Below are 22,489 nucleotides of genomic sequence, written 5' to 3' on the forward strand. Positions count from 1 at the left end.
ATGGTGTCGATAACCTTGCCATGTCCCATGCGCAGGCCGGTGCGCGCACCGGGCATGACATAGGCCGCCTGGCTCATGTTCTCCATGCCGCCGGCGATCACCACCTCGGCATCGCCGCAGCGAATGGCCTGGGCGGCCAGTTGCACGGCTTTCAAACCCGAGCCGCAGACCTTGTTGAGGGTCAGCGCCGGCACGCTGTGGGGCAGGCCAGCCTTGATGGCCGCCTGGCGGGCGGTATTCTGCCCGGCGCCGGCGGTGAGTACGTGGCCGAGGATCACCTCGTTGACCTGCGCGCCTTGCACGCCGGTCTGCTCCAGCAGGCGCTGGATCACGGCGGCGCCGAGGTCAACGGCCGGCACGCTGGACAGCGCGCCCTGAAAACTGCCAATCGCGGTGCGCGTGGCGGCAACGATAACGACGTCTTGCATGCTGATTACTCCGCTCAGTCGAAGGTCATTTCCGGAACAAACTCTGGCACGATCAAACGCCCGGCGGTTTTCTCGGCAATCTCCGCGACGCTGACGCCCGGTGCCCGCTCGCGCAGGATGAAGGTACCGTTTTCGATTTCCAGATACGCCAGATCGGTGAGCACCTTTCGGATGCAGCCGGCGCCGGTCAGCGGCAACGAGCAGCGCTGCAGCAACTTGGATTCGCCGTTCTTGGAGGCGTGGGTCATGGTGACGATGATGTTGTCGGCGCCGGCCACCAGGTCCATCGCGCCGCCCATGCCCTTGACCAGCTTGCCGGGGATCATCCAGGAGGCGATGTTGCCCTCCACGTCCACTTCGAAGGCGCCCAGCACAGTCAGGTCGACGTGGCCGCCGCGGATCATCGCGAAGGATTCGGCCGAGTTGAAAATGGCGGCGCCGGGCAGCGCCGTGACGGTCTGCTTGCCAGCGTTGATCATGTCGGCGTCCAGTTCGGCTTCTGTCGGAAAAGCGCCCATGCCCAGCAGGCCGTTTTCAGACTGCAGCATCACCTCGATGCCGGCCGGCACATAGTTGGCCACCAGGGTGGGAATACCGATGCCGAGGTTCACGTAGTAACCGTCTTTCAATTCGCGCGCCACGCGCTGCGCCATCTGTTCGCGAGTCAGTGCCATGGGATTATTTCTCTTGTTAGGTAGTTGCCAGCCAGATCGTGAAACTGCGCTTAGCTGCGCAGCGTGCGCTGTTCGATGCGTTTCTCGAAGCTGCCCAGGATGACGCGATCGACATAGATGCCCGGGGTGTGGATCTGGCTGGGCTCCAGCTCGCCGGGCTCGACGATTTCCTCAACCTCGACCACGGTGATCTTGCCGGCAGTGGCGGCCAGCGGATTGAAGTTCTGTGCGGTGTGGCGGTACATCACGTTGCCGAAATGGTCGGCCTTCCAGCCTTTGACGATGGCGAAATCGCCGCGAATGGCGTGTTCAAGGATGTAATGACGACCGTCGATTTCACGGACTTCCTTGCCTTCGGCGACCGGCGTGCCGTAACCGGTGGCGGTGTAGAACGCCGGAATACCCGCACCGCCGGCGCGCAACTTTTCCGCCAGAGTGCCTTGGGGAGTGAGTTCGACTTCCAACTCACCGCTGAGTAGCTGCTTCTCGAACAACGCGTTTTCGCCTACGTAGGAGGCGATCATCTTGCGGATCTGGCGGTCTTCCAACAGCACGCCGAGACCGAAACCGTCGACCCCGCAGTTGTTGGAAACCATAGTCAGGCCCTTGACGCCGCGACGGCGGATTTCAGCAATCAGGTTTTCAGGAATGCCGCACAGGCCAAAGCCGCCAGCCAGCACGGTCATGCCATCCGTCAGGCCTGCCAGGGCCTCTTCGTAAGTGCTGACGCGTTTGTCGAGTCCCGCCATGGTGCTGTACCTCGTTCTTGTTTTTTATTGGGTAACCGGCAGTTTATTGGGTAACCGGCAGTGGCCGCCGGAAGATGCAGCCAGCTTCACCCGCAAGCATTCATTTGTTAAGTTTGTTTTTCTGATCCATTGATTTGAAAGGCAAATGAATGACCGTCAAACAGTTGCGGGCCTTTCTCGCCGTCGCGCAAACCTTGAGCTTTGCCCAGGCGTGCGAACGCCTGCACCTGTCGCAACCGGCACTGAGCTTGTCGATCAAGAGCCTCGAAGAGTCGCTGGGCGGGCGCTTACTGATCCGCAGCACCCGCAGCGTGCGTTTGACGCCGGAAGGGAACGTCTTGCTGCCCATTGCCCGGCGCCTGCTGACCGACTGGGACAATGCCGAAGACCTGCTTCGCCAGCACTTCACGCTGCAGCGCGGCACCGTGGCGATTGCCGCCATGCCCTCCTTCGCCGGCAATCTGCTGCCTGAAGCGCTCAAGGTGTTTCGTAGCCGCTACCCGAAAATCAACGTGGCGGTGCACGACCTGATCAACGAGCGCGTGGTGGAAATGGTGCGCAGCCGGCAGGTGGAACTGGGCATTGCCTTCGAGCCGGAGGCCCTGGACGGGCTGGAGTTCACTTCGTTCTACACCGACCGTTTCGTCGCCGTGGTACCTGCCGACTCGCCCTTGGCCCAGCGCGATCGGCTCGACTGGAACGAGTTGCTCGAAGAAACCTTCATTACCCTGCAACGTCCCTCTGCGGTACGTGTGCTGCTGGAGGACAGCCTGGAGGCACGGCGGCGCAAGCTGGTGGTGGGGTTTGAAAGCCATCAGTTGGCTACGGTCGGGCGCCTGGTGGCCAACGGTCTGGGCGTCAGCGCCGTGCCGTCACTCTGCATCCGCCAGATGCAGGAACTCGGCGCCCGCTGCGTGCCCTTGCACAAGCCGCAGGTTGAACGCCGCATCGGCTTGCTGCGCCTGGCCGATCACAGCCTCTCCAGCGCCGCCCAGGGGCTGTGCGATGTATTGGTGAACATGACCGATTGGCCGAGTTTGCAGTTGCTTGGGGACTAGACACGGGCTGAACGGCGCCCAGCTGTAGGGCGAACAACCGTTGTGCGTTGTCCGCCAAGCGGCTGAGTAGGATGGCGTAGAGCGCAACGATACCCTTCGCGGCACCCTGGCAGTGATGGGTATCGGGCGCGATGCCACCGGTAATCCTGAGTTCCCCTGCCCCGTCCTCAACCCATCCTAGCGCTGAGGTCACAGCAGGGTGCGCATGGTGCCCAGCATGCAAACTCTTTGTTTATGCAGAAAAAGCTTTCGCCCACCTGCTCGATCAGAGCTTCGCCGGCGCCGCATCTTCAAAACGATCCACCCGGCGCAAGCTTTTGAACGCCAACATCCAGCCGCCCGTGACGCCCAGCGTGCACAACCCACCGATCACGGCCGCCGGCACCGTGCCGAACCAGGCGGCGCTGGAACCGGCGCGGAATTCGCCCAGTTCGTTGGACGAGCCGATGAACAGCATGTTCACCGCGTTGACCCGCCCGCGCATGGCGTCCGGAGTGGAGAACTGGATCAGCGACGAGCGGATGTACATGCTCACCATGTCCGCTCCACCGGCCACGAACAGCGCCGCAAAGGACAGCCAGAACAGGCTGGACAGCGCAAACACCAGGTTCGCCACGCCAAAGATCGCCACGGCGATGAACATGGTCATGCCGACATGGCGATTGAATGGCCGGGTGCTCAGGTAAAAACCCACCATCACCTCACCAAGAGCCATGGCGCTACGCAGCGCGCCGAGGCCAGCCGGGCCGACGTTCAGCACTTCCTGTGCGTAGATCGGTAGCAACGCCACCACCCCGCCGAGCAGCACAGCGAACAGATCCAGCGAAATGGTGCCGAGGATGATCGGCCGCGAGCGGATAAAACGAATCCCGGCGGTGAACCGCTGCCAGGCCGTCGCCTCCAGCGCCTGCATTTTCTCCGCATACAGCACCGGCACCCAGCGCAGCAGCAGGATGCCGGCCAGGAAGAACAACAGACAGGCCGCATAGGTCAGCCCGCCTCCGCCCAGCGCATAAAGGCCACCACCGAACACCGGCCCGGCAATGGTCGAGCCGCGCACGATCATGCTGTTGGCGGCAATCGCTGCGGCCAATTTTTCCCGCGGTACGATCTGCGGCAGCAAACTGGACAGCGCCGGCCCGGTAAACGCGCGGGCGCAGCCGTAGAACACCAGCACGATATAAATGCCGGTGACCGCCCCGCCACTCAGCGACAGCCACAACAATGCCGCCGCACACACAGCTTCCAGCCCCCAACTGAGGCTCAGGATGCGCTTGCGGTCGTAGCGATCGATCAAATCGCCCGCCGGCATCAGCAGCAGCAACATGGGAATGAACTGCGCCAAACCGACATAGGCCAGCGACAGCGGATCGCGGGTCATGTCGTACACCTGCCAGGCCACCACCACGGCAAGAATCTGCACGGCGAACATGGCCAGCACACGACTGATCAGAAAGGGCAGGAAACCGGGTTGGCGGTAGACGGAAGCAGGTAAAGCAGAAACGTCGGGAGTAGACACGGCAAACATCCAAGAACAATGCGCCTCGGCATTCAGGTGCGAACCGTGCCGGGCCGAAAGCGGGCCAATTTACTGGAGTGGCCTGGCAACAGGCAACGGAGGCTGCAGAACTTTACAGCGCCGGCTTGCCCGGCAGTGTAGCTGTGGCCCTGCCCGCCAACCTGCCCCGGATTACTTTTTTACACAGACAAATAATGCATTTCCCGAAGCCTGCCCCCAAGGCGTTATCTTTTCATAGTCATGCTCGAACACATGAACATCAAAATAAGGCCGCAACAGCTCGTGGAGTTCAGCAAAACTCAACGCCACCATGGGATGTTCGTCCTGCCATGCCTGCGTCACCTCGCCGGTGGTCTTTTCAATACTGAGCTGCAATGACTGTTTTTCACCAGAGCCGCGGTAATTCCAGCCAGAGCTGAAAACAAAGCGACTCCCCTGGTGCTCGACGGCATGCCTTGCCCTGGTGCCGTTATCGATCTTGGTCTTGTCAACCGAGTTGAAGCAGAAGACCCCGCTTTCGCTGAGCGCGCCATGAACACTGGCAATGCATTCCTTGAGCTTGGGAATTCCACTGTTGTAATGAATGGAATACAAAAAGCAGGTGATCAGATCGAAGGGCTCATCAACGCCGAAGTCGCACATATCCTGCAGCGTGAAATGTGCTTCCGGACAGCGAAGCTTGGCAAGATCCAGCATGGGCTGATTGATATCCAGCCCACTGCTGCTGTAGCCACTGTCGATAAAGTGCCGAATATGAGGCCCGGTACCGCATGCCAGGTCGAGATGGCGCGTCCCTGCATTACCGAATATCTGATGCAGCCTGTGTGCACTGTTACTTTGCGCGTGGTAATTGATGCCCTCACACATCAAATCGTAATAGCCCGATAGATCGGTATATAAAGCGTTGAATGACATAGCCACCTAATAATTAACGAGCATATTCGTAGCCGGGGTCAGACAAGCCTTCTCAGGCTACCGTCCCACAACCTCCGGAATGACACGGGCAAAGGCGCCTCGGGCCAGGTACGAAGCGTGCCGAGCCAAAAGCGCGCCAATCTACTGGAACCGCTGGGCATCCGGCAAACGAAGGGCAGAAACTTCAAATCGCGACCAATGTCCAGTGTGAAGGGTTCGGACCTGTTTGCCTCTGTCCTGAAGCATCCGGGTGAAGAGCCGCATGGAGTTGGACGTGACAGTGAGTCGGGATTGATGCGTGGCAGTGAGCAGTCATCTGCTGCGGGGAGTGAAGCAATACCCTTTCACCCATGACCTGCATAGGCACCCCCATGACTTTACAGCCCAACCCCTTTCATTCGGCCCTGCTGGCGGCCGGTCTGCTGCTCAGCCTCGGCGCGAATGCCGACTCCGCACTGGAGCAGCAAGTGCGCAAGGATGCCGCCGCGATTGAGTCGCAACTGATTGAGTGGCGCCGGGACATTCACCAGCACCCGGAATTGGGCGAGCAGGAAACCCGCACCGCCAAACTGGTCGCCGACCATCTCACCCGCCTGGGCATGGAAGTTAGAAGCAACATTGCCCGCACCGGGGTCGTCGGTATTCTCAAGGGTGGCAAGCCCGGGCGCACGGTGGCGCTGCGCGCCGACATGGATGCCCTGCCCGTTAAGGAGCCATCAGGCTTGCCCTTCGCCTCCAAGGCTCGAGGCGACTACCACGGCACCGAAGTGGATGTCATGCATGCCTGCGGTCACGATGCGCATACGGCCATGCTGATGGCGACTGCCGAAGTGCTCAGCGGCATGAAGGATCAACTCGAAGGCACGGTCATGTTCATCTTCCAGCCCGCCGAGGAAGGCTCCAGCCTGGTTCTGCCGGGGCCGGATGCCAGCTGGGGGGCCAAAAAGATGCTGGAAGAGGGCCTATTCAAGTCGCTCAAGCCCGATGCGATTTTCGCTGTGCACGTGATGCCAGGACCGTCGGGACAGATCAGTTGGCGCAGCGGCGCAACCACCGCTGCCAGTGACATGCTCAACATCGGCGTTACCGGCAGCCAGGGCCACGGCGGCATGCCTTGGAATACCATTGACCCCATCGTCACCTCGGCGCAGATCATCAACGGAATACAAACCGTCGTCAGCCGCAGGGCCAACCTGACTCGATCCGCCGTGGTCATCACCATCGGCACGATCCACGGCGGCAGCGGGCCGAATATCGTTCCGGAAACGGTGGAAATGACCGGCACCATCCGCACCTATGACGAGGGTGTCCGCGCTCAGGTCGGCCAGGATATAAAACTCAGCACAGAGAAAATCGCCGAAAGCGCCGGCGCAACGGCAGACGTTTCGGTTGAGCCCATGTACAGCACCACCATCAATGATGCCACGCTGACCGAACGGATGGCCCCGGTGCTGGAACGCGTCGCCGATGGCAAGGTGGCCACCGCCGACCTGCCGGGCGCTGCCGAAGACTTCTCCTTCTTCGCCCAGGAGGTGCCTGGCCTGTACATGTTTCTCGGTATTACCCCGGATGGCCAGGACCCGGCCACTGCCGCGCCCAACCACAACCCCGAATTCTTCGTGGATGAGAAGGCACTGGTGGTGGGGACCCGAGCCATGGCCACGCTGGTGGTGGATTACCTTTCGAACGAAGACTGATAGCAGCGTCTACGCGACGGTGCCGCGTCGCTCGATACGCCTGTAGGGGGATGTCGCTTTTTACATCCACCACAACGCCGCTGCGGTGGACAGGTGAAGCGTTGTCCACCCTACTGGACTGAGCGAGCATGCCCACCAGCGGCTTAATCAGCCTAGTTCCTTTAGGTAGCACTGCCCGCAGGCAAGGCTCCATAACTCGTCATCAAGTTCCGATAATCCGGAATGTGATTGGAAAACAACGTGGCCAGGCCCTCAACATCGTTGCGCCAGTCGCGATGCAGCTCACAGGCCAATCCGAACCAGGTCATCAGCTGCGCGCCAGCAACGGACATGCGGTTCCACGCCGAATGACGCGTGAGTTCGTTGAAGGTGCCGGAGGCATCGGTGACGACGAACACCTCAAAACCTTCCTCAATGGCCGACAGGGCCGGGAACGCCACGCACACCTCGGTGACCACGCCGGCAATGATCAGCTGCCTTTTGCCGGTCGCCTTCACCGCCGCAACGAATTCCTCGTTGTCCCAGGCGTTGATCTGGCCAGGGCGGGCAATATAGGGCGCCTCGGGGAACTGCGCCTTGAGCTCGGGTACCAACGGGCCGTTGGGGCCGTTCTCGAAACTGGTGGTGAGAATGGTGGGCAGGTTGAAGTATTTGGCCAGATCGCCCAGGGCCAGCACGTTGTTCTTGAACCTGTCTGGCTCGATATCGCGCACCAGCGACAGAAGACCGGCCTGGTGGTCGACCAGCAGCACGGCGGCCTGGGTTTTGTCGAGGCGTTTGTAGGGAATAGCCATGATCATCTCCTGACATGAGTGAATGCTAGCCATTGCAGGCTGCGGTGGGCTTCGGCTGCCATGGCAGATTGATTGAGGCCCATATCCAGGCACAGAGTTCAGCGCACTCAGACTGAAGGACCGAAGGCATGACAAAACGCAAAGACTTGAGGCTTCCACGCGAAAAACCGGCCCCATCAGGAGAGCCGAACCCTCATGCCTCAGCGGCTAATCGGGCCTTGCTTGAATTCACCCTGCAACAGGTTTTCGACGGTGTTACCCATGCCATCCTGTGCATTGAGGTCAGCGCCCTGCTCACGCAGCGCGTCGAGAATTTCCGTGCGCTAAAACAGCGCCGCGTACATGGCTGGCGTCTGGCCGGCATTGTTGCGCTGGTTCGCGCTGCACTCGCTCGCCAGCAGGCGGACCGCCGCCTTTGCCAGACGGTGTATTGCGGATTTCGCGCCTCTTTCTCAGTTCTTCGTGAACTCAGTCGGGCTCTGCTGCAAAATCCGTCACTCCTTCTTATCGCCAAGGTCATGAATGTCCCCGGCATCCTTTGGCACCGCGGACTGCTGGTCCTTGGGCAGAATCGATGGTGTAAGTACCGAGGGGGTCGCGGTCTCCGAGGAGAACGTGAGAAACGCGAGATGCGCCTCGTACCGCTCGAGCACGTCATCAATCACCTGTTGCTTGGTGAGGCCCATCAGGTCATAGCCGCCCGAGCCGGTCTGGGTGAACACCTCGAGCCGGTAGTAGACATCGGTCTCACGGGACATCCTGCCGCTGAACATCGGCACCGGCGCCTCGACAATCGCGACCTGGTAGTGGAAGTCGCGAAAGGTATCCATGGACACCCGCAGCAGCGGCTCTTCAATGCCGTTCGCGTTGGTCATGGTGTCCCGCACCACATCGTACCCCTGGTTGCGGAACTCGGCGGCAACGTCGTCCAGTGCTGGTCGCACCGTGCGGTTGAGGAATTGGGTAACCTGCCGCAGCGACGGGAACGCACGCAGTTGTTCGAGCCGCTGCTTCCACGACCGTTCTGGAACATGGCCGCCAATCGGGGCCATGGTCGGCCGGCGCAGCACTTGCCCCTCGCGCTCGGCCCGTTCCATGCGCAGCACCTTGTAGAAAGAGGCCATCACCAGGTAGGCAATGATGGTCACCGGCAACGCGAAGATCAGCGTCGCGTATTCCATCGTCGTCACACCCCCGGCGAGCAGCATCGCTACGGTAAGCACCGCAGTGAGCACGGCCCAGAAGATGCGCAGCCACTTCGGCCCATCGTGGGACGGATCCGGGATCGAGGCCGAGAAGTTCGACATCACCATGGCCCCCGAATTGGCGCTGGTGAGGTAGAACAGCAGCCCCGAGAGCGTCGCCAGTCCGATCAGGAACATCGCCCCCGGGAACATCCCCAGCAGCGCGTACCAGCCGCGCTCCGGGCTCTCGACCGCCAGCTCGGCAAACGTCATGTTGCCCTGCAGCACTTGGAACAAGGCCGAATTGCCGAACAGCGAAACGATGATGAAATCGCACAATACCGGCGCAGTGATGGCTGCAATCACGAATTCGCGCAGCGTGCGCCCGCGTGAAATACGCGCCAGGAAAACCCCCACGAAGGGCCCCCACGCGAGCCAGAAGGCCCAGAAGAACAGCGTCCAGCCGCCCATCCACTGGGCGCCGCCTGGCTCGTAGGCGAAGGTCTGCAACGTGCGGGCGGGAAACGTCAGCAGAAAGCGACCAATGTTCTCGGTGAGCGCATTCAGCAGGAACGCCGTCTGCCCGGTGAAGAGGATGTAGACCATCATCGCCACGGCGCTCCACAGGTTCAGCTCGGAGATCCAGCGAATGCCACGGTCGACACCCGACGTGGTGGCCGCAATGGTCAAAACCACCGCACCAACGACCAGCGCGATCTGCAGCGCAAGGCCATGCTGCAAACCGAAGAGCACGGAAAAGCCAACGCTCAGCAAGACAACGCCAATACCCATCGAGGTAGCGACGCCAAACACAGTGCCGACCAGCGCGATAATGTTGATGCCATCGCCCAAAGGGCCGCGCACGCGCTTGCCGAGCAGCGGGTAGAGCGCCGCGCGAATCGACAGCGGCATGCCCCAGCGGTAGGCGAAGTAGCCCATCGCCATACCGAGCAGCGCATACATCGACCACCCCGCGATGCCGTAGTGGAACATCGTCCAGACCACCGCATCCTGCATCGCAGCGGCCGTACTGCCCTCGCCGGCGGGTGGATACAAGTACTGCACGACAGGGCCGGTGACCGAGTAGAACAGCATGTCGATTCCCACACCCGCCGCAAACAGCATCGCGACCCAGGTGGTGAGCTGGTACTGCGGCCGCGAGTGGTCCGGACCGAGCCGCACGTTGCCTTCCTTGGAAAGCGCGACCCACAGCACGAAACCGATCACCAGTGTCATCGTCACCACGTAGTACCAACCCAGGGTCGTCGCGATCCAGTCGACGGTCGCCTTCATCGTCGTGCGCGCGTCATCAGGCATGAGGATGGCCCAGATCGAGAAGGCCAGGATCACCACCGACGAGATCAGCAGAACCTGCCAATTGGTGCGCGAGGTGCGGTGCTCAAGCAGTTCCTGGGGGCCCTTGCTGAGGTCACTGCGTGAGACCGGTGTGTCGTCCTCGTCCGGTCGCTCGTGCCGACGTGGCGTACCGCCGAATTTGCTGCGCTCAAGCGGCGGATGCGGCTTTGCGGCTTGCCCGCTCGGAGCCTGCTGGCTCGGCGGAGTGGGTTCGGGGCGTTCGTCGTCGGGAGGATCGATCGGCATAGGTCAACTCCTGCCTCGGTGCGCACTGCCTCATCAAGAGGCTGATAACGCGATGAAGAAACTCGGCAACCACCTGTGCAGGAATAGCAGGGTTTTGCGATGCGGGAGTCTGTTTCTCGACTGTATTGCCATGCCGGTCTGTCGAGATCGCGGGGCGCGCACGAAGGCCGCAGGCATCGCCGGGGACGGTGGGCGTTGTTGCGCTAATCAGGGCTGCTCGCGAGCAGCAGACGACCGGTGCCTGAGCTAGGAGCGCTTTGATCAACCGCAGCGACGAGCGGGTCGCGCGATTTGCCCGGCGGTGATGCCGGATGATCCGCACTTGGTGGCGGTAAATCGAAGCGGAGTTCGTGAGGAATGCTTAATCTGGCTGCGCTTACTCACCGCGCAGCAGATGAGCCCTTTGCCGATCACGATAGCGTGCTGGGGTCACGCCCTGCCAGCGGCGGAAAGCCCGGGTGAAGGCATTCTCATCGGAGAAGCCCAGTTGCTCAGCGATCTGCGCGAGACGTTGATCGCTGTTCAGCATGTGGCAGGCCATTGATTGCAGCACGCTGTCGCGCAAGCTCTTGAAGGACAGCCCCTCTTCTGCCAAGCGACGGTGCATGTGTCGGCCGCTGATCTGCAGCTGGGCAGCGATATTCTCCTTCCCCCTTCGCGGATACGCTCTAACCAGCCGCTCCACTTCCCCAACGAGACTCAAACGCCCCACCTCGACAAGCACCTGATCAGCCAGTTGGCGCAGATGGTCGCGCAACGCGCTGTTGGCCTGAATCTGCGACAGCGTCAGTTGATCCGCGGAAAAACTAAGCCGGCAGCCATCGGCGGAGAAATGCACGGGACAGCCCACAAGCGCCTCGTAGCGCGACGGATCATCCAGCGGCGGATGGGACAGCCAGATAGCTGAAGGCCTGAAACGCCCGCCGGTCGCCCAGCGTGTCAGGTTGACGATGCTGCCCAACGCCGCCTCGACCCGCTCGGCCTGGCGCACCTGAAAGTTGGGGTGGTAATCAATCAGCACCAGACCTGCTTCGTGCTGCACCTGGAACTCCCCGCCATCACTGATCACCGGGGCGTATTCGACCAGTTCGTTGAGCGCGTCGCCCAGGGTGTCACAGGTCACCAGCAGCATCCCCAGGCTGTCGAGATGCCCCACCTGAATCTCCAGCCCCAGCCGCAGGCCAATCAGGGGGTCATCGCTGGCCTCGCAGAAGGCGTCCCACAGCTCATCCTGCCAGCCAATGGGCACGCGCTGTAGATTCTTTAGCCTGCCCCCAAAGTGGGCCGGCAAGACGATGTTCAGGCGTTCAGCCATCTGCAGGATGGCCTGGCTGTAACGCGGGGTAACGCTCAGCTCACTACGCTCATGCATGGCCTGAATTGCCGGTTCCGTGTCCCGTTTGGTGCGATACGCGTATCGCCGTTTGCCATAGACTCGCGATCATAACAACAAGATAACGAGACACGCCTCTATGTACGCCATCATCGGTGCCGGCCCCATGGGCCTGGCCAGCGCACGCAACCTGCAGAAATTGGGCATCCCTTTCATCGGCTTCGAACTGCACAGCGACGTCGGCGGACTGTGGGACATCGACAATCCGCACAGCACGATGTATGACAGCGCGCACCTGATCTCCTCCAAGCGCATGACCGAGTTTGCCGAGTTTCCGATGGGCGATTCCGTTGCGCCCTATCCGCACCACACGGAGATGCGCCAGTACTTCCGTGATTACGCGGAGCATTTCCAGCTCAGGCCCCATTACGAGTTCAATACCCGGGTGGTTGAACTGAGCCCCGATGGCGACGGCTGGACGGTGGTCAGCGAGCGCGCCGGACAGCGCCAGCAACGCCGTTTTGACGGCGTGCTGATCGCGAACGGCACCCTGCACACGCCAAACGTGCCTGTCCTGCCCGGCCTGTTCGATGGCGAATTGATGCACTCAGCGCAGTATCGCAACCCGGAGATCTTCAAAGGTAAGCGCGTGCTATTGGTCGGCTGCGGCAACTCCGGGGCTGACATCGCCGTCGATGCCGTGCACCACGCCGCCAGCGTGGATATCAGCCTGCGTCGGGGCTATTACTTTTTGCCCAAATTTATAAATGGCCGGCCGATCGATACCCTGGGAGGTAAGCGCCCGTTACCCAGGCCGCTCAAGCAGCGCATCGACGCCGCCATGATCCGCATGATCATCGGCAAACCTTCCGATTACGGCCTGCCGGACCCGGATTACCGCCTGTACGAGTCGCACCCGGTGGTCAACTCATTGATCCTGCATCACCTGGGCCACGGCGACATCACGCCGCGCCGCGACATCGCCGCGATTGACGGAAAGACCGTGCAGTTCAGCGATGGCGAAGCCGCGGAATACGACCTTATCCTGCTGGCCACGGGATACCAGCTGCATTACCCCTTCATTGCCCGTGAACACCTCAACTGGCCAGCAGAGCTGGACGCGCCGCAGTTGTACATGAATGTGTTCCACCCTCAGTACGACAACCTGTTCATGATGGGCATGATCGAAGCCACCGGTCTGGGCTGGGAGGGACGCAATCAGCAGGCCCGACTGGTTGCGCTGTATATCCGTCAGCAACAGGTGGGCGCTGCTGCGGCCGCCGCCCTCAACCGAATCCGGAGCGAACGGGCTGGCGCTACCCTGGACGGCGGCTACCGGTACATCAAACTGGCCCGCATGGCCTACTACGTGAACAAGAACGCCTACCTGGCTGCCTTGAAGCAGCATAGTGACGAGCTGGAACGCGACCTGCCGACTGCACAGCAGCAGCCCTTGGCGGTGACCCCATGACGGGCGCCCCAGCACTGCAATTTGATGCAGCCAGCCTGATCCTGCTGAACATCATCATGGCCTGCATGATGTTCGGCGTGTCGCTCTCCCTGCGGCTGGAGGATTTCAGGCGCATCGCCCTGGCGCCCATCGCACCGCTGGCCGGAATGGTCGCGCAGTTTGTTCTGCTACCGGCCGCCACTTGCCTGTTTACCTGGGCGTTGAACATCGACCCCGAACTGGCATTGGGCATGATCCTGGTTTCAGCCTGTCCCGGCGGCAGCTTCTCCAATGTCATGACCTGGCTGGCGCGCGGCAACGTGGCGGTATCGATCAGCATGACGGCGGTCTCCAGTCTCGCCGCCACCGTACTGACGCCCCTGAACTTCGCGCTCTACGGCTGGCTCAATCCGCACACCCGAGACTATCTGACCCAGATCAGCCTGGAGCCTGCCAGCATGTTGACGCTGGTACTGCTGGTACTGGCGCTGCCTATGGTGCTGGGCATGGTCACCGGGCGACGGCTGCCCGGCTTTGTCGCGCGCAGCGAAAAACCCCTGCGCGTCATGTCGTTGCTGGTCTTCATCAGCTTTGTCGCCATCGCCTTCAGCAAGAACTTCGAGTTGTTCATCGAGCGCTTCCACAGCTTCTTCTGGCTGGTGGTGTGCCATAACCTGCTGGCGCTGCTGCTCGGCTATGGCATGGCCCGCCTGTGCCGCTTGCCGCACAGCGACCGCCGCGCCGTCACCCTGGAAGTCGGCATTCAAAACTCAGGCCTGGGACTGGTGATTCTCTTCACGTTCTTCCCCGACGCCGGCGGCATGTTGCTGATCACTGCCTTCTGGGGTGTCTGGCACCTGCTCAGCGGGCTGACCCTGTCGCAGTTCTGGGCCCGCCGCCCACTGCCGGCAGACGACCCTGCCGTTCAACAGCCCATCGCCACAGAGCAATACACATGACCCCACGCATCCTCATCACCGGCGCCGCTGGCTATATCGGCCATCAGCTCGGCAACCGCCTGGCTGGTGACCTGCAGGTCATGGGTACCGACCTGCGCAGCCGCGACGATGTCGCTTTTCCAATCCATATACTGGATATCCGTGCCCCCGAGCTGGCTGAGCTGCTGCACGGCGAGCAGATCACCCATGTGGTGCATCTGGCCTCCGTGCTGCAGGCCTCGAAGGATCGCCGCCGCGACTACGATATCGACGTCAACGGTACCCGCAACGTCCTTGAAAGCTGCCTCAAGGCCGGCGTCCGGCACCTGACCATTACCAGTTCCGGCGCCGCCTATGGCTATCATCCGGACAACCCGGCGTGGATTGATGAAACGCACGCCCTGCGAGGCAACCCCGAGTTCGCCTATTCGGATCACAAGCGGCTGGTCGAGGAAATGCTTGCCGAGTACCGCCACCATCATCCCGAGCTGCAGCAGTTGATCTTCCGCCCCGGCACCGTTCTCGGCGCCGACACCCGCAACCAGATCACCGACCTGTTCATGGCGCCGCGCATCCTCTCGCTCAAGGGCAGCGATTCGCCCTTTGTGTTCATCTGGGATCAGGATGTGATCGGCGCCATGGAAATGGGGTTGCGCCAAGGCAAGACCGGCACCTACAACATGGCCGGCGACGGCGCCCTGAGCATGCGGGAAATCGCCGCCCGGTTGAACAAACCGCTGCGGACGCTCCCGGTCTGGCTGGTGAAGATCGCCCTGCAACTGGCTCAATGGCGCGGCAAACCCACCAGCCCGGCGCAGGTGAAGTTTCTGCAATACAGGCCGGTATTGAGCAACCGACGGCTGAAGGAAGAGTTCGGCTACCCGCTGCGCAAGACCTCGGCGGAAACGTTCGAGTATTACGCGCAGCGCAGCGGAGCACGCAAGGCATGATCGATCCTTGGCTGTGGATTGCCCTGTTCGTACTCATTGCCTACACCATCGAAGCCATCACCGGATTCGGCAGTCTGGTCATCGCCCTGTCGCTGGGCGCGCTGTTATTGCCGCTCCCGGAACTGCTCCCGGTGCTCGTACCGCTTAATGTGCTGATGAGCGGGTTTCTGGCCTGGCGCAACCGCCAGCACATCGACCGAGCGCTGTTACTCAAGGTCATCCTGCCGCTGATGCTCGGCGGCACCCTGATCGGTTTCATGCTGCATAACTGGCTCGCCGCCGACCTGCTGAAACTGCTGCTCGGCTTGATGATCATCTGGTTCGCCGCCCGGGAACTGTGGCGCATCCAGCGCGGCACCACCGTACCGCCGCATCCCAACTGGTTCGGCCGCCTGCTGACCCTGGGCGCCGGCATCACCCACGGCCTGTTCGCCTCCGGCGGCCCACTGCTGGTCTATGCCATGGCCGGCACCCCGCTGGATAAGCGTCAATTACGGGCCACCCTGCTGTGCGTCTGGTTCTCGCTCAACACCAGCCTCAGCCTACTGCTGCTGCTCGAAGGCCGGTTGATTGCGGAACTGCCACGCCTATTGTCGTTCACGCCGCTACTGCTGGCCGGCGTAATAGCCGGCGACTATTTGCATCAGCGGATCAACGAGCAGCGCTTTCGGCAGATGGTCTACACCTTGCTGACCGCAACGGGCCTGTTGTTGGTGTTCCAGACAGTCTGAGGATTGGCTGCGCGGCATTGCGCATCGGACAGGGGGCGACTTTCCGTGCCATGGGGGGTACGACCTCATTTGTCGAACCGAGCGAAATACCCCTAAACGCACCCCTAGAATTTTTGGAAGCGACTGGAATGCCGAAACTCAAAAAATCGCTTTTTTGCTTGAAAGCAGCGATTTAGAGCGGTTGAGTGGAAGTCAGCGGAAGAGCTGATGGCGTCCCCTGCTGGAATCGAACCAGCATCTAGCCCTTAGGAGGGGCTTATTCTATCCGTTGAACTAAGGGGACAGACGCGTTGCTGCCGGCAGTGCGGCGGCGGGTCGGCATGTTAACGAGCGACGCTGGATTTGTCATGTCGAACCTGCGGGGAAACACCTTCCTTTTTGCGCAGCGACACAGGGTGTTCTCGGCAAGCCCGACGCAGGCTTTCCCGAGTTGGCCCACCCCTTGCTACTCCCCCTGCAAGTTTGAATTATTTGTGGAGTGCACCATGGCCCTTGGCGCTGAACTTTTTCTGCAAGGCAGCCCGTCGGCGCGCGCGGCGATAGGTACGGGCAAGTCGCCAGATAGCGGCGCCGCAGCTGGTAAGGCCGAGAACGGCAGCTTTGCCGAGCTGTATGCCCGCGAGCGCGATACCACCCCGGCCCCTGCCGCAGCCAAACCGGCCGAAACAGCCGAAACGGCTCAGGACGCTACGGACAAAGCCGTCCGCGAGCAGCAGTTGCTTGCCGATACCGGCAAGGAGTTGCCGACCGAGCTGCCACCAGAGGATGTGCAGTTGGAATCGCTGATGCTGTTCGAGCGCGACCCCGAGGCACCGGTCGATCCGACAACCGCTGAAGCGGTCACTGCGGCAACAGACGAAGCAGCGCAGGCTGTGCAGAACCGTCTTGTCGCCGACGCTGACGCCGAGGCCCTTGCCGCGGCTGAACAAGCAGCCGCAGAAGCGCAGCCTGACGAACTGGTTGCCGTAGCAGCGGCCATAGCCCCGACCGTGCAAACCGCGGCTTTACCTGCCCCATCGTCCGCTAACGGTCGGGCGAGCTCCGCGCAAACGACCATTGCGGAACAACGCGCCGCAACAAGCCGCCTCGCCTCTTCTGAACCGACACTGGCCGAAAGCAGCACGGAGTTGCCGGACAGCGAGCTGCGCCTTGGGCAGTTCTCGCGGGAGCTGGACACCAGCACTGTCGGCCGCGCCGCATCTGCCGCCGCCAGTGAGCTGCGTGGCGAAACAGCCCCCAGCAGTGTCAACCCTTTGACACAGGCGGTTAGCCAGGCGAACACCGCAACCGCAGCACGTGAGGCCGCCGCCGTTCCGCAGCAACCGCTGTCGATGAGCCAGAACGGCTGGAGCGAAGCGGTGGTGGAGCGGGTGATGTGGCTGTCCAGCCAGAACCTCAAGTCCGCCGAAATCCAGCTGGACCCCGCCGAACTGGGCCGCCTGGAGGTGCGCATCAGCCTTAATCAGGAACAGACCCAGGTGAGCTTCGCCAGCCCACATGCCGGCGTGCGTGACGCGCTGGAAGGCCAATTGCAGCGCCTGCGTGACATGTTCAACCAGCAGGGCATGAACCTGGTGGATGTCAACGTCTCCGACCAATCCCTGGCCCGCGATGATCGGCAAACCGACGAGCGAAGTGGCAGCCGAGGCATTGCCGCAGGAGGTGAAGAACATGCGGACGTGGATGACCTGACGGTCGCCACCACCGCACTGAACTCGGGACGCGGGCTGATTGATTTCTACGCCTAAGACTCCATCGAAGGTCATTCGTTTTAGCGAAAGCTGCCTTGCGAACGGCCTCGTGACAGGGTGTGGAAACGGATCTACCCAGTCATCCGGGCAGCCCGCCGGACACGCAACCGGCGGGCAACTCGTTCAGCTCTGACTGATCCAGCCTGCCCATACGGCGAGTGACGCCACACCCCCAATGGCACGGTATCTACCGCGACAAACCGTGAACAACATCAAAAAACTGGCATAAGACTTGCTCCCTCGCTGGCTTGGATGGTGTGAGCACCGGTCGGTGACGGATATTTGGCATGACTAAGAAAACTGGACCTCGTGGCTCGCAAACGAACAAGCTGCCGCTGATTATTTTCGGTGCGCTGGCGCTGCTGCTAGCAATAGCTGTCTCGGTTGGGGTGACGTGGTATGTGGTGACCAGCAAGATCGGCGGCCCAACCGAAGAGGCGGCGCGCCTGATCGACAAAGGCTCGATCTACGAGGAGCTGAAGGATCCTTTCGTGGCGAATTTCAATCGCCAAGGCCGCCAGCGTTATCTGCAGGCCAGCGTGGCGCTGATGGGCCGCGACCGCGACGGGATGGCCGCGCTCAAAGAGCATCTGCCGGTGCTGCGCAACCAACTGGTCATGCTCTTCTCTTCCCAGGACTTCGATGCCTTGCTGACGGCCTCCGGCAAAGAGACCCTGCGCCAACTGGCCACTCTGCACGTCCAGGATCTGGCTCGCCAGCATCTTGGCAAGCCGGTCATCGAGCAGGTGTTGTTCACTAATTTCGTATTGCAGTAGGACGTTTAGATGGCTACTGACCTGCTGTCACAAGATGAAATCGACGCCCTGTTGCATGGCGTCGACGATGGTCTCGTCGATACCGAAGACCTGGCCACCAAGGGGAGCGTCAAGAGCTACGACCTGACCAGCCAGGACCGTATCGTCCGTGGACGCATGCCGACCCTGGAAATGGTCAACGAGCGTTTTGCCCGCTACACCCGAGTCAGCATGTTCAACCTGTTGCGCCGCTCCGCGGATGTCGCGGTGGGCGGCGTACAGGTGATGAAGTTCGGCGAGTACGTACATTCCCTGTACGTACCGACCAGCCTCAACCTGGTGAAGATGAAGCCGCTGCGCGGCATCGCGCTGTTCATCCTCGACTCGCGCTTGGTGTTCAAGCTGGTGGATAACTTCTTCGGCGGCGATGGGCGTCACGCCAAGATCGAGGGCCGCGAATTCACCCCCACTGAACTGCGGGTGGTGCGCATGGTGCTGGATCAGGCGTTCATCGACTTGAAGGAAGCCTGGCACGCCCTGCTGGACGTGGATTTCGAGTACCTCAACTCGGAGGTCAACCCGGCCATCGCCAACATCGTCAGCCCCAGCGAAGTGGTGGTGGTGTCCACGTTCCACATCGAACTGGACGGCGGCGGCGGCGACCTGCATGTAACCATGCCCTATTCGATGATCGAGCCAATCCGCGAAATGCTCGACGCCGGCTTCCAGTCCGATGTCGCTGATCAGGACGAGCGCTGGTCCAAGGCCCTGCGCGAGGACATCCTCGACGTCAACGTGCCGCTGTCCGCCACCGTGGCGCACCGCCAGCTCAAGGTGCGCGACATCCTGCACATGCAGCCAGGTGATGTGATTCCGGTGGACGCGCCGGAGCACATCCTGATGCGCGCCAACGGCGTGCCGGCCTTCAAGGTCAAGCTTGGCTCCCACAAAGACAAACTTGCCCTGCAGGTGATCGAACCACTGCAACGCTCACGCTGAGTGACTTAGCCGCGCTGGTTGAGGCGGCGCGACCCTATTTGAACTGCCTTCCGAACGCCCCTGCGGGGAAGGCCAGCCAAGACAGCCGACTGAGGTAATCCCCATGGCAAATGACACCCCGATGAGCCCAGAGGATCAGGCGCAGGCCGATGAATGGGCCGCCGCCCTGGCCGAGTCTGCCGCCGATCAGGGCAGCATCGACAGCATGCTCGCCGATGCCCGTCCGGCCGCACCGCGTGCGCCGATTGAAGCGTTCGATACGCCACCGCGCGCAGACGGCCCTACAAGCATGGAAGGACCGAACCTGGAAGTGATTCTGGACATTCCAGTGACCATTTCCATGGAAGTCGGCAATACCAGCATCAACATCCGCAACCTGCTGCAGCTCAACCAGGGCTCGGTGATCGAACTGGACCGCTTGGCCGGTGAACCGCTTGATGTGCTGGTCAACGGCACGCTGATCGCCCACGGCGAAGTGGTGGTCGTCAATGAGAAGTTCGGCATTCGCCTGACCGACGTGATCAGCCCCACCGAACGCATCCGGAAGCTGCGCTGAGATGCGCCGAGCATCTTCTCGCCAAGGCCGCAACACCTGGGGCTGGCTCGCCGTGCCCCTGCTACTGCTGGCGCCCGGCGCCCTCGCCTCGTCGCCAGCGGTGCCCAGTACCGCCGGCGTAACCTCGCAGATCAGCCAGCTGCTGCTGGGCCTGGGTGTGGTCATCGGCCTGATCTTCCTGCTTGCCTGGGTGGTGCGCCGCCTGCAAGGCCAGGTTGGGCCACGCAGCAATCAGGTGATCAAGCTGCTGTCGAGCCAGGCCCTCGGGCAGCGTGAGCGCCTGTTGCTGGTGCAAGTGGGCGAAGAGCAGATTCTGCTCGGCCTGACTGCCGGGCGCATCACGCCCCTGCACGTGCTGCAGCAGCCGGTGGTGTTGCCTGAAACGGAAAACGCCACGCCGGAATTCGCCAAGCGCCTGCAGGAACTGCTCAAGCGCGATGCCAAGCCATAACAGCCTGACCTGCTGGCAGGGGCGCATGCCGTCGCCCATCGATACCGAATCAGGCGCATGAGTTCGTCTCTACAGGAATGAGCGTTTTGCCGATGTCCCTTCTAGCCCGCCTGCCGATCCGCTTGCGTCCCGCGCAAGGCCTGCTATTTGTCCTGCTGGTGCTGCTCAGCCTGCTGGCCCTGCCGGCGTTCGGCCAGGAGGGCGATCCACTGGGCATCAAGGCCATCACCCTGACCACCAACGCGGACGGCGAGCAGGAATACTCGGTCAGCCTGCAGATCCTGATGATCATGACGGCGCTGAGTTTCATTCCGGCGTTCGTCATGCTGATGACCTGCTTCACGCGGATCATCATCGTGTTTTCCATCCTGCGTCAGGCCCTGGGCCTGCAACAGACGCCGTCCAACCAGATTCTTGTCGGCCTGACGATCTTCCTGACCCTGTTCATCATGGCGCCGGTGTTCGACAAGATTAACGAGGACGCCCTGCAGCCTTACATGAATGAACAGCTCAGCGCGCGCCAGGCCATCGATCGCGCCGAAGTGCCGATCAAGAGCTTCATGCTCGCGCAGACCCGCGAGAGCGACCTAGACCTGTTCATGCGCCTGTCCAAGCGCACCGATATAGCCACGCCGATGGACGCGCCGCTGACCATCCTGGTACCGGCTTTCGTGACTTCCGAGCTCAAAACGGCCTTCCAGATAGGCTTCATGATCTTCATCCCGTTTCTGATCATCGACCTGGTAGTGGCCAGCGTGCTCATGGCCATGGGCATGATGATGCTCTCGCCGCTGATCATCTCGCTGCCGTTCAAGATCATGCTGTTCGTCCTGATCGATGGCTGGGGTTTGATCATTGGCACCCTGGCCAGCAGCTTTGGCACCTTATAGAGGCGCACCCATGTCCCCGGAATTCGCCGTCGATCTATTTCGCAGTGCGTTGTGGCTCACCGCCATGATGGTTGCGGTGCTGGTAGTGCCCAGCCTGCTGATCGGCCTGCTGGTGGCGGTGTTTCAGGCCGCCACGCAGATCAACGAACAGACCTTGAGTTTCCTGCCGCGCCTGCTGGTGATGCTGGTTACGCTGATCTGGGCCGGCCCCTGGCTGGTGCGCCAGCTGATGGAGTATGCCGAGACGCTGATCATCAACATACCTATGGTCATCGGCTAGAGCACCATGCTGGAGCTGACCAACGAGCAGATCGGCGGCTGGGTGGCGAGCTTCCTGCTGCCACTGTTTCGCATCGCCTCGCTGCTGATGGTCATGCCCATTTTCGGCGCCCAGTTCGTGCCCAAGCGCGTTCGTCTGCTACTGGCACTGGCCATCACCCTGGTACTGGCGCCGAACCTGCCGCCCATGCCGATGATCGATGCATTGAGTCTGCGCAGCCTGCTGCTGATAGGCGAACAGGTGATCATTGGTGTGATGCTCGGCTTTGTGTTTCAGCTGTTCTTCCAGATTTTCATCGTCACCGGGCAGATCATTTCCATGCAGATGGGCCTGGGGTTCGCCTCGATGATGGACCCGGCCAACGGCGTGTCGGTGCCCCTGCTCGGCCAGTTTCTGCTGAACATGACCACCCTGATGTTTCTGGCCATGAACGGCCATCTGGTGGCGTTCGAGATTCTCGCCGAGAGCTTCACCACGCTGCCGGTGGGCGGCGGCCTGCTGGTCGAGCATTACCGAGAAATGGCTGGCAAGCTTACCTGGGTGATGGCCGCCGGCCTGCTGCTGGCCTTGCCGGCAGTCACGGCGCTACTGGTGGTCAACATCGCGTTCGGCGTGATGACCCGCGCCGCGCCGCAACTGAATATCTTCTCCATCGGTTTTCCGCTGACCCTGGTGCTCGGCCAGATCATTTTCTGGCTGGCCCAAGCGGACATTCTCGCCCACTTTCAAGTGCTCAGCGTCGAAGCCTTGCAGCTGATGCGCGCGCTGGCACAGGCGAGGTAGCC

At 61.6% G+C, this 22,489-nt stretch carries 23 protein-coding genes, 1 tRNA gene and 1 pseudogene; 15 read left to right on the forward strand and 10 right to left on the reverse strand.

Annotation, left to right across the window (positions count from 1 at the left end):
* From ACTV8E_RS17590 to ACTV8E_RS17600, 3 genes are all read right to left on the reverse strand, one after another.
* A partial coding sequence (locus ACTV8E_RS17590) for a thiolase family protein (protein ID WP_443200337.1) occupies positions 1 to 428 on the reverse strand: 428 nt, incomplete at its 3' end.
* A 14-nt stretch (positions 429 to 442) separates the two neighbouring features.
* On the reverse strand, positions 443 to 1,102 hold the full coding sequence (locus tag ACTV8E_RS17595; protein ID WP_251837081.1) for a CoA transferase subunit B: 660 nt from the start codon (positions 1,100 to 1,102) through the stop codon (positions 443 to 445).
* A 50-nt stretch (positions 1,103 to 1,152) separates the two neighbouring features.
* Complete coding sequence (locus tag ACTV8E_RS17600) at positions 1,153 to 1,851, reverse strand: CoA transferase subunit A (RefSeq protein ID WP_273537743.1); 699 nt, start codon at positions 1,849 to 1,851, stop codon at positions 1,153 to 1,155.
* On the opposite strand from ACTV8E_RS17600, the gene ACTV8E_RS17605 reads away from it, so the two are divergent.
* Both ACTV8E_RS17605 and ACTV8E_RS17610 read left to right on the forward strand, forming a co-directional pair.
* Entirely contained in the window at positions 1,850 to 1,984 is a 135-nt protein-coding gene (locus ACTV8E_RS17605; protein ID WP_443200338.1) for a hypothetical protein, read from the forward strand. The genes ACTV8E_RS17600 and ACTV8E_RS17605 overlap by 2 nt on opposite strands.
* Before the next feature lie 16 nt (positions 1,985 to 2,000).
* Positions 2,001 to 2,909 (forward strand): LysR family transcriptional regulator, encoded by a 909-nt coding sequence (locus ACTV8E_RS17610; protein ID WP_443200339.1) that lies wholly within the window; start codon positions 2,001 to 2,003, stop codon positions 2,907 to 2,909.
* A gap of 265 nt (positions 2,910 to 3,174) precedes the next feature.
* Here ACTV8E_RS17610 and ACTV8E_RS17615 read toward each other — a convergent pair whose 3' ends face one another.
* Positions 3,175 to 4,428 carry an MFS transporter gene (locus tag ACTV8E_RS17615; RefSeq protein WP_273537739.1) on the reverse strand — a complete coding sequence of 418 codons (1,254 nt, stop codon included), beginning with the start codon at positions 4,426 to 4,428 and terminating at the stop codon, positions 3,175 to 3,177.
* Positions 4,429 to 4,599: 171 nt separating this feature from the next.
* Entirely contained in the window at positions 4,600 to 5,343 is a 744-nt protein-coding gene (locus ACTV8E_RS17620; protein WP_251837085.1) for a class I SAM-dependent DNA methyltransferase, read from the reverse strand.
* A gap of 371 nt (positions 5,344 to 5,714) precedes the next feature.
* Between ACTV8E_RS17620 and ACTV8E_RS17625 the strand changes: the two genes are divergently transcribed.
* Entirely contained in the window at positions 5,715 to 7,040 is a 1,326-nt protein-coding gene (locus ACTV8E_RS17625) for an amidohydrolase (RefSeq protein ID WP_251837086.1), read from the forward strand.
* 161 nt (positions 7,041 to 7,201) lie between these two features.
* Here ACTV8E_RS17625 and ycaC read toward each other — a convergent pair whose 3' ends face one another.
* From ycaC to ACTV8E_RS17645, 4 genes and pseudogenes are all read right to left on the reverse strand, one after another.
* Positions 7,202 to 7,834: an isochorismate family cysteine hydrolase YcaC gene (gene ycaC, locus ACTV8E_RS17630; RefSeq protein WP_443200340.1), complete on the reverse strand. Its 633-nt coding sequence runs from the start codon at positions 7,832 to 7,834 to the stop codon at positions 7,202 to 7,204.
* Positions 7,835 to 8,034: 200 nt separating this feature from the next.
* Positions 8,035 to 8,205, reverse strand: a pseudogene (locus ACTV8E_RS17635) (ankyrin repeat domain-containing protein); the annotation flags it as partial.
* A 123-nt stretch (positions 8,206 to 8,328) separates the two neighbouring features.
* Complete coding sequence (betT, locus tag ACTV8E_RS17640; RefSeq protein ID WP_443200341.1) at positions 8,329 to 10,620, reverse strand: choline BCCT transporter BetT; 2,292 nt, start codon at positions 10,618 to 10,620, stop codon at positions 8,329 to 8,331.
* Positions 10,621 to 10,996: 376 nt separating this feature from the next.
* On the reverse strand, positions 10,997 to 11,992 hold the full coding sequence (locus tag ACTV8E_RS17645) for an AraC family transcriptional regulator (protein WP_443200342.1): 996 nt from the start codon (positions 11,990 to 11,992) through the stop codon (positions 10,997 to 10,999).
* A gap of 100 nt (positions 11,993 to 12,092) precedes the next feature.
* On the opposite strand from ACTV8E_RS17645, the gene ACTV8E_RS17650 reads away from it, so the two are divergent.
* From ACTV8E_RS17650 to ACTV8E_RS17665, 4 genes are read left to right on the forward strand one after another with little or no spacing between them, the layout of a single operon-like run.
* On the forward strand, positions 12,093 to 13,424 hold the full coding sequence (locus tag ACTV8E_RS17650) for a flavin-containing monooxygenase (protein WP_443200343.1): 1,332 nt from the start codon (positions 12,093 to 12,095) through the stop codon (positions 13,422 to 13,424).
* The gene (locus ACTV8E_RS17655; protein ID WP_443200344.1) at positions 13,421 to 14,362 is read left to right on the forward strand and encodes a bile acid:sodium symporter family protein; all 942 of its coding nucleotides are present in this window, start codon (positions 13,421 to 13,423) and stop codon (positions 14,360 to 14,362) included. Before ACTV8E_RS17650 ends, ACTV8E_RS17655 begins: the two co-directional genes overlap by 4 nt.
* Positions 14,359 to 15,291, forward strand: coding sequence for an SDR family oxidoreductase (locus ACTV8E_RS17660; RefSeq protein ID WP_443200345.1), 933 nt, complete (start codon positions 14,359 to 14,361; stop codon positions 15,289 to 15,291). The genes ACTV8E_RS17655 and ACTV8E_RS17660 overlap by 4 nt, the downstream gene beginning before the upstream one ends.
* Complete coding sequence (locus tag ACTV8E_RS17665; protein WP_443200346.1) at positions 15,288 to 16,022, forward strand: TSUP family transporter; 735 nt, start codon at positions 15,288 to 15,290, stop codon at positions 16,020 to 16,022. The genes ACTV8E_RS17660 and ACTV8E_RS17665 overlap by 4 nt, the downstream gene beginning before the upstream one ends.
* Positions 16,023 to 16,230: 208 nt before the next feature.
* On the opposite strand, the gene ACTV8E_RS17670 is transcribed toward ACTV8E_RS17665, so the two are convergent.
* Positions 16,231 to 16,305 (reverse strand) — tRNA-Arg (locus tag ACTV8E_RS17670).
* A gap of 202 nt (positions 16,306 to 16,507) precedes the next feature.
* Here ACTV8E_RS17670 and ACTV8E_RS17675 point away from each other — a divergent pair.
* From ACTV8E_RS17675 to fliR, 8 genes are all read left to right on the forward strand, one after another.
* Positions 16,508 to 17,770, forward strand: a complete 1,263-nt coding sequence (locus ACTV8E_RS17675; RefSeq protein ID WP_443200347.1) for a flagellar hook-length control protein FliK — start codon at positions 16,508 to 16,510, stop codon at positions 17,768 to 17,770.
* Between the two features lie 290 nt (positions 17,771 to 18,060).
* Positions 18,061 to 18,549 (forward strand): flagellar basal body-associated FliL family protein, encoded by a 489-nt coding sequence (locus ACTV8E_RS17680; protein WP_443200348.1) that lies wholly within the window; start codon positions 18,061 to 18,063, stop codon positions 18,547 to 18,549.
* 9 nt (positions 18,550 to 18,558) lie between these two features.
* The gene (fliM, locus tag ACTV8E_RS17685; RefSeq protein WP_443200349.1) at positions 18,559 to 19,527 is read left to right on the forward strand and encodes a flagellar motor switch protein FliM; all 969 of its coding nucleotides are present in this window, start codon (positions 18,559 to 18,561) and stop codon (positions 19,525 to 19,527) included.
* A 103-nt stretch (positions 19,528 to 19,630) separates the two neighbouring features.
* Entirely contained in the window at positions 19,631 to 20,083 is a 453-nt protein-coding gene (fliN, locus tag ACTV8E_RS17690) for a flagellar motor switch protein FliN (protein ID WP_443200350.1), read from the forward strand.
* Position 20,084: 1 nt separating this feature from the next.
* On the forward strand, positions 20,085 to 20,534 hold the full coding sequence (gene fliO / locus ACTV8E_RS17695) for a flagellar biosynthetic protein FliO (protein ID WP_443200351.1): 450 nt from the start codon (positions 20,085 to 20,087) through the stop codon (positions 20,532 to 20,534).
* 92 nt (positions 20,535 to 20,626) lie between these two features.
* Entirely contained in the window at positions 20,627 to 21,424 is a 798-nt protein-coding gene (fliP, locus tag ACTV8E_RS17700) for a flagellar type III secretion system pore protein FliP (RefSeq protein WP_443200352.1), read from the forward strand.
* 10 nt (positions 21,425 to 21,434) lie between these two features.
* Positions 21,435 to 21,704 carry a flagellar biosynthesis protein FliQ gene (fliQ, locus tag ACTV8E_RS17705; RefSeq protein WP_251837100.1) on the forward strand — a complete coding sequence of 90 codons (270 nt, stop codon included), beginning with the start codon at positions 21,435 to 21,437 and terminating at the stop codon, positions 21,702 to 21,704.
* Between the two features lie 6 nt (positions 21,705 to 21,710).
* On the forward strand, positions 21,711 to 22,487 hold the full coding sequence (fliR, locus tag ACTV8E_RS17710; protein WP_443200353.1) for a flagellar biosynthetic protein FliR: 777 nt from the start codon (positions 21,711 to 21,713) through the stop codon (positions 22,485 to 22,487).
* Positions 22,488 to 22,489 lie beyond the last annotated feature (2 nt).

This window comes from Pseudomonas sp. B392_1p (assembly GCF_052245235.1).
GTDB classification, from domain to species: domain Bacteria; phylum Pseudomonadota; class Gammaproteobacteria; order Pseudomonadales; family Pseudomonadaceae; genus Serpens; species Serpens gallinarum.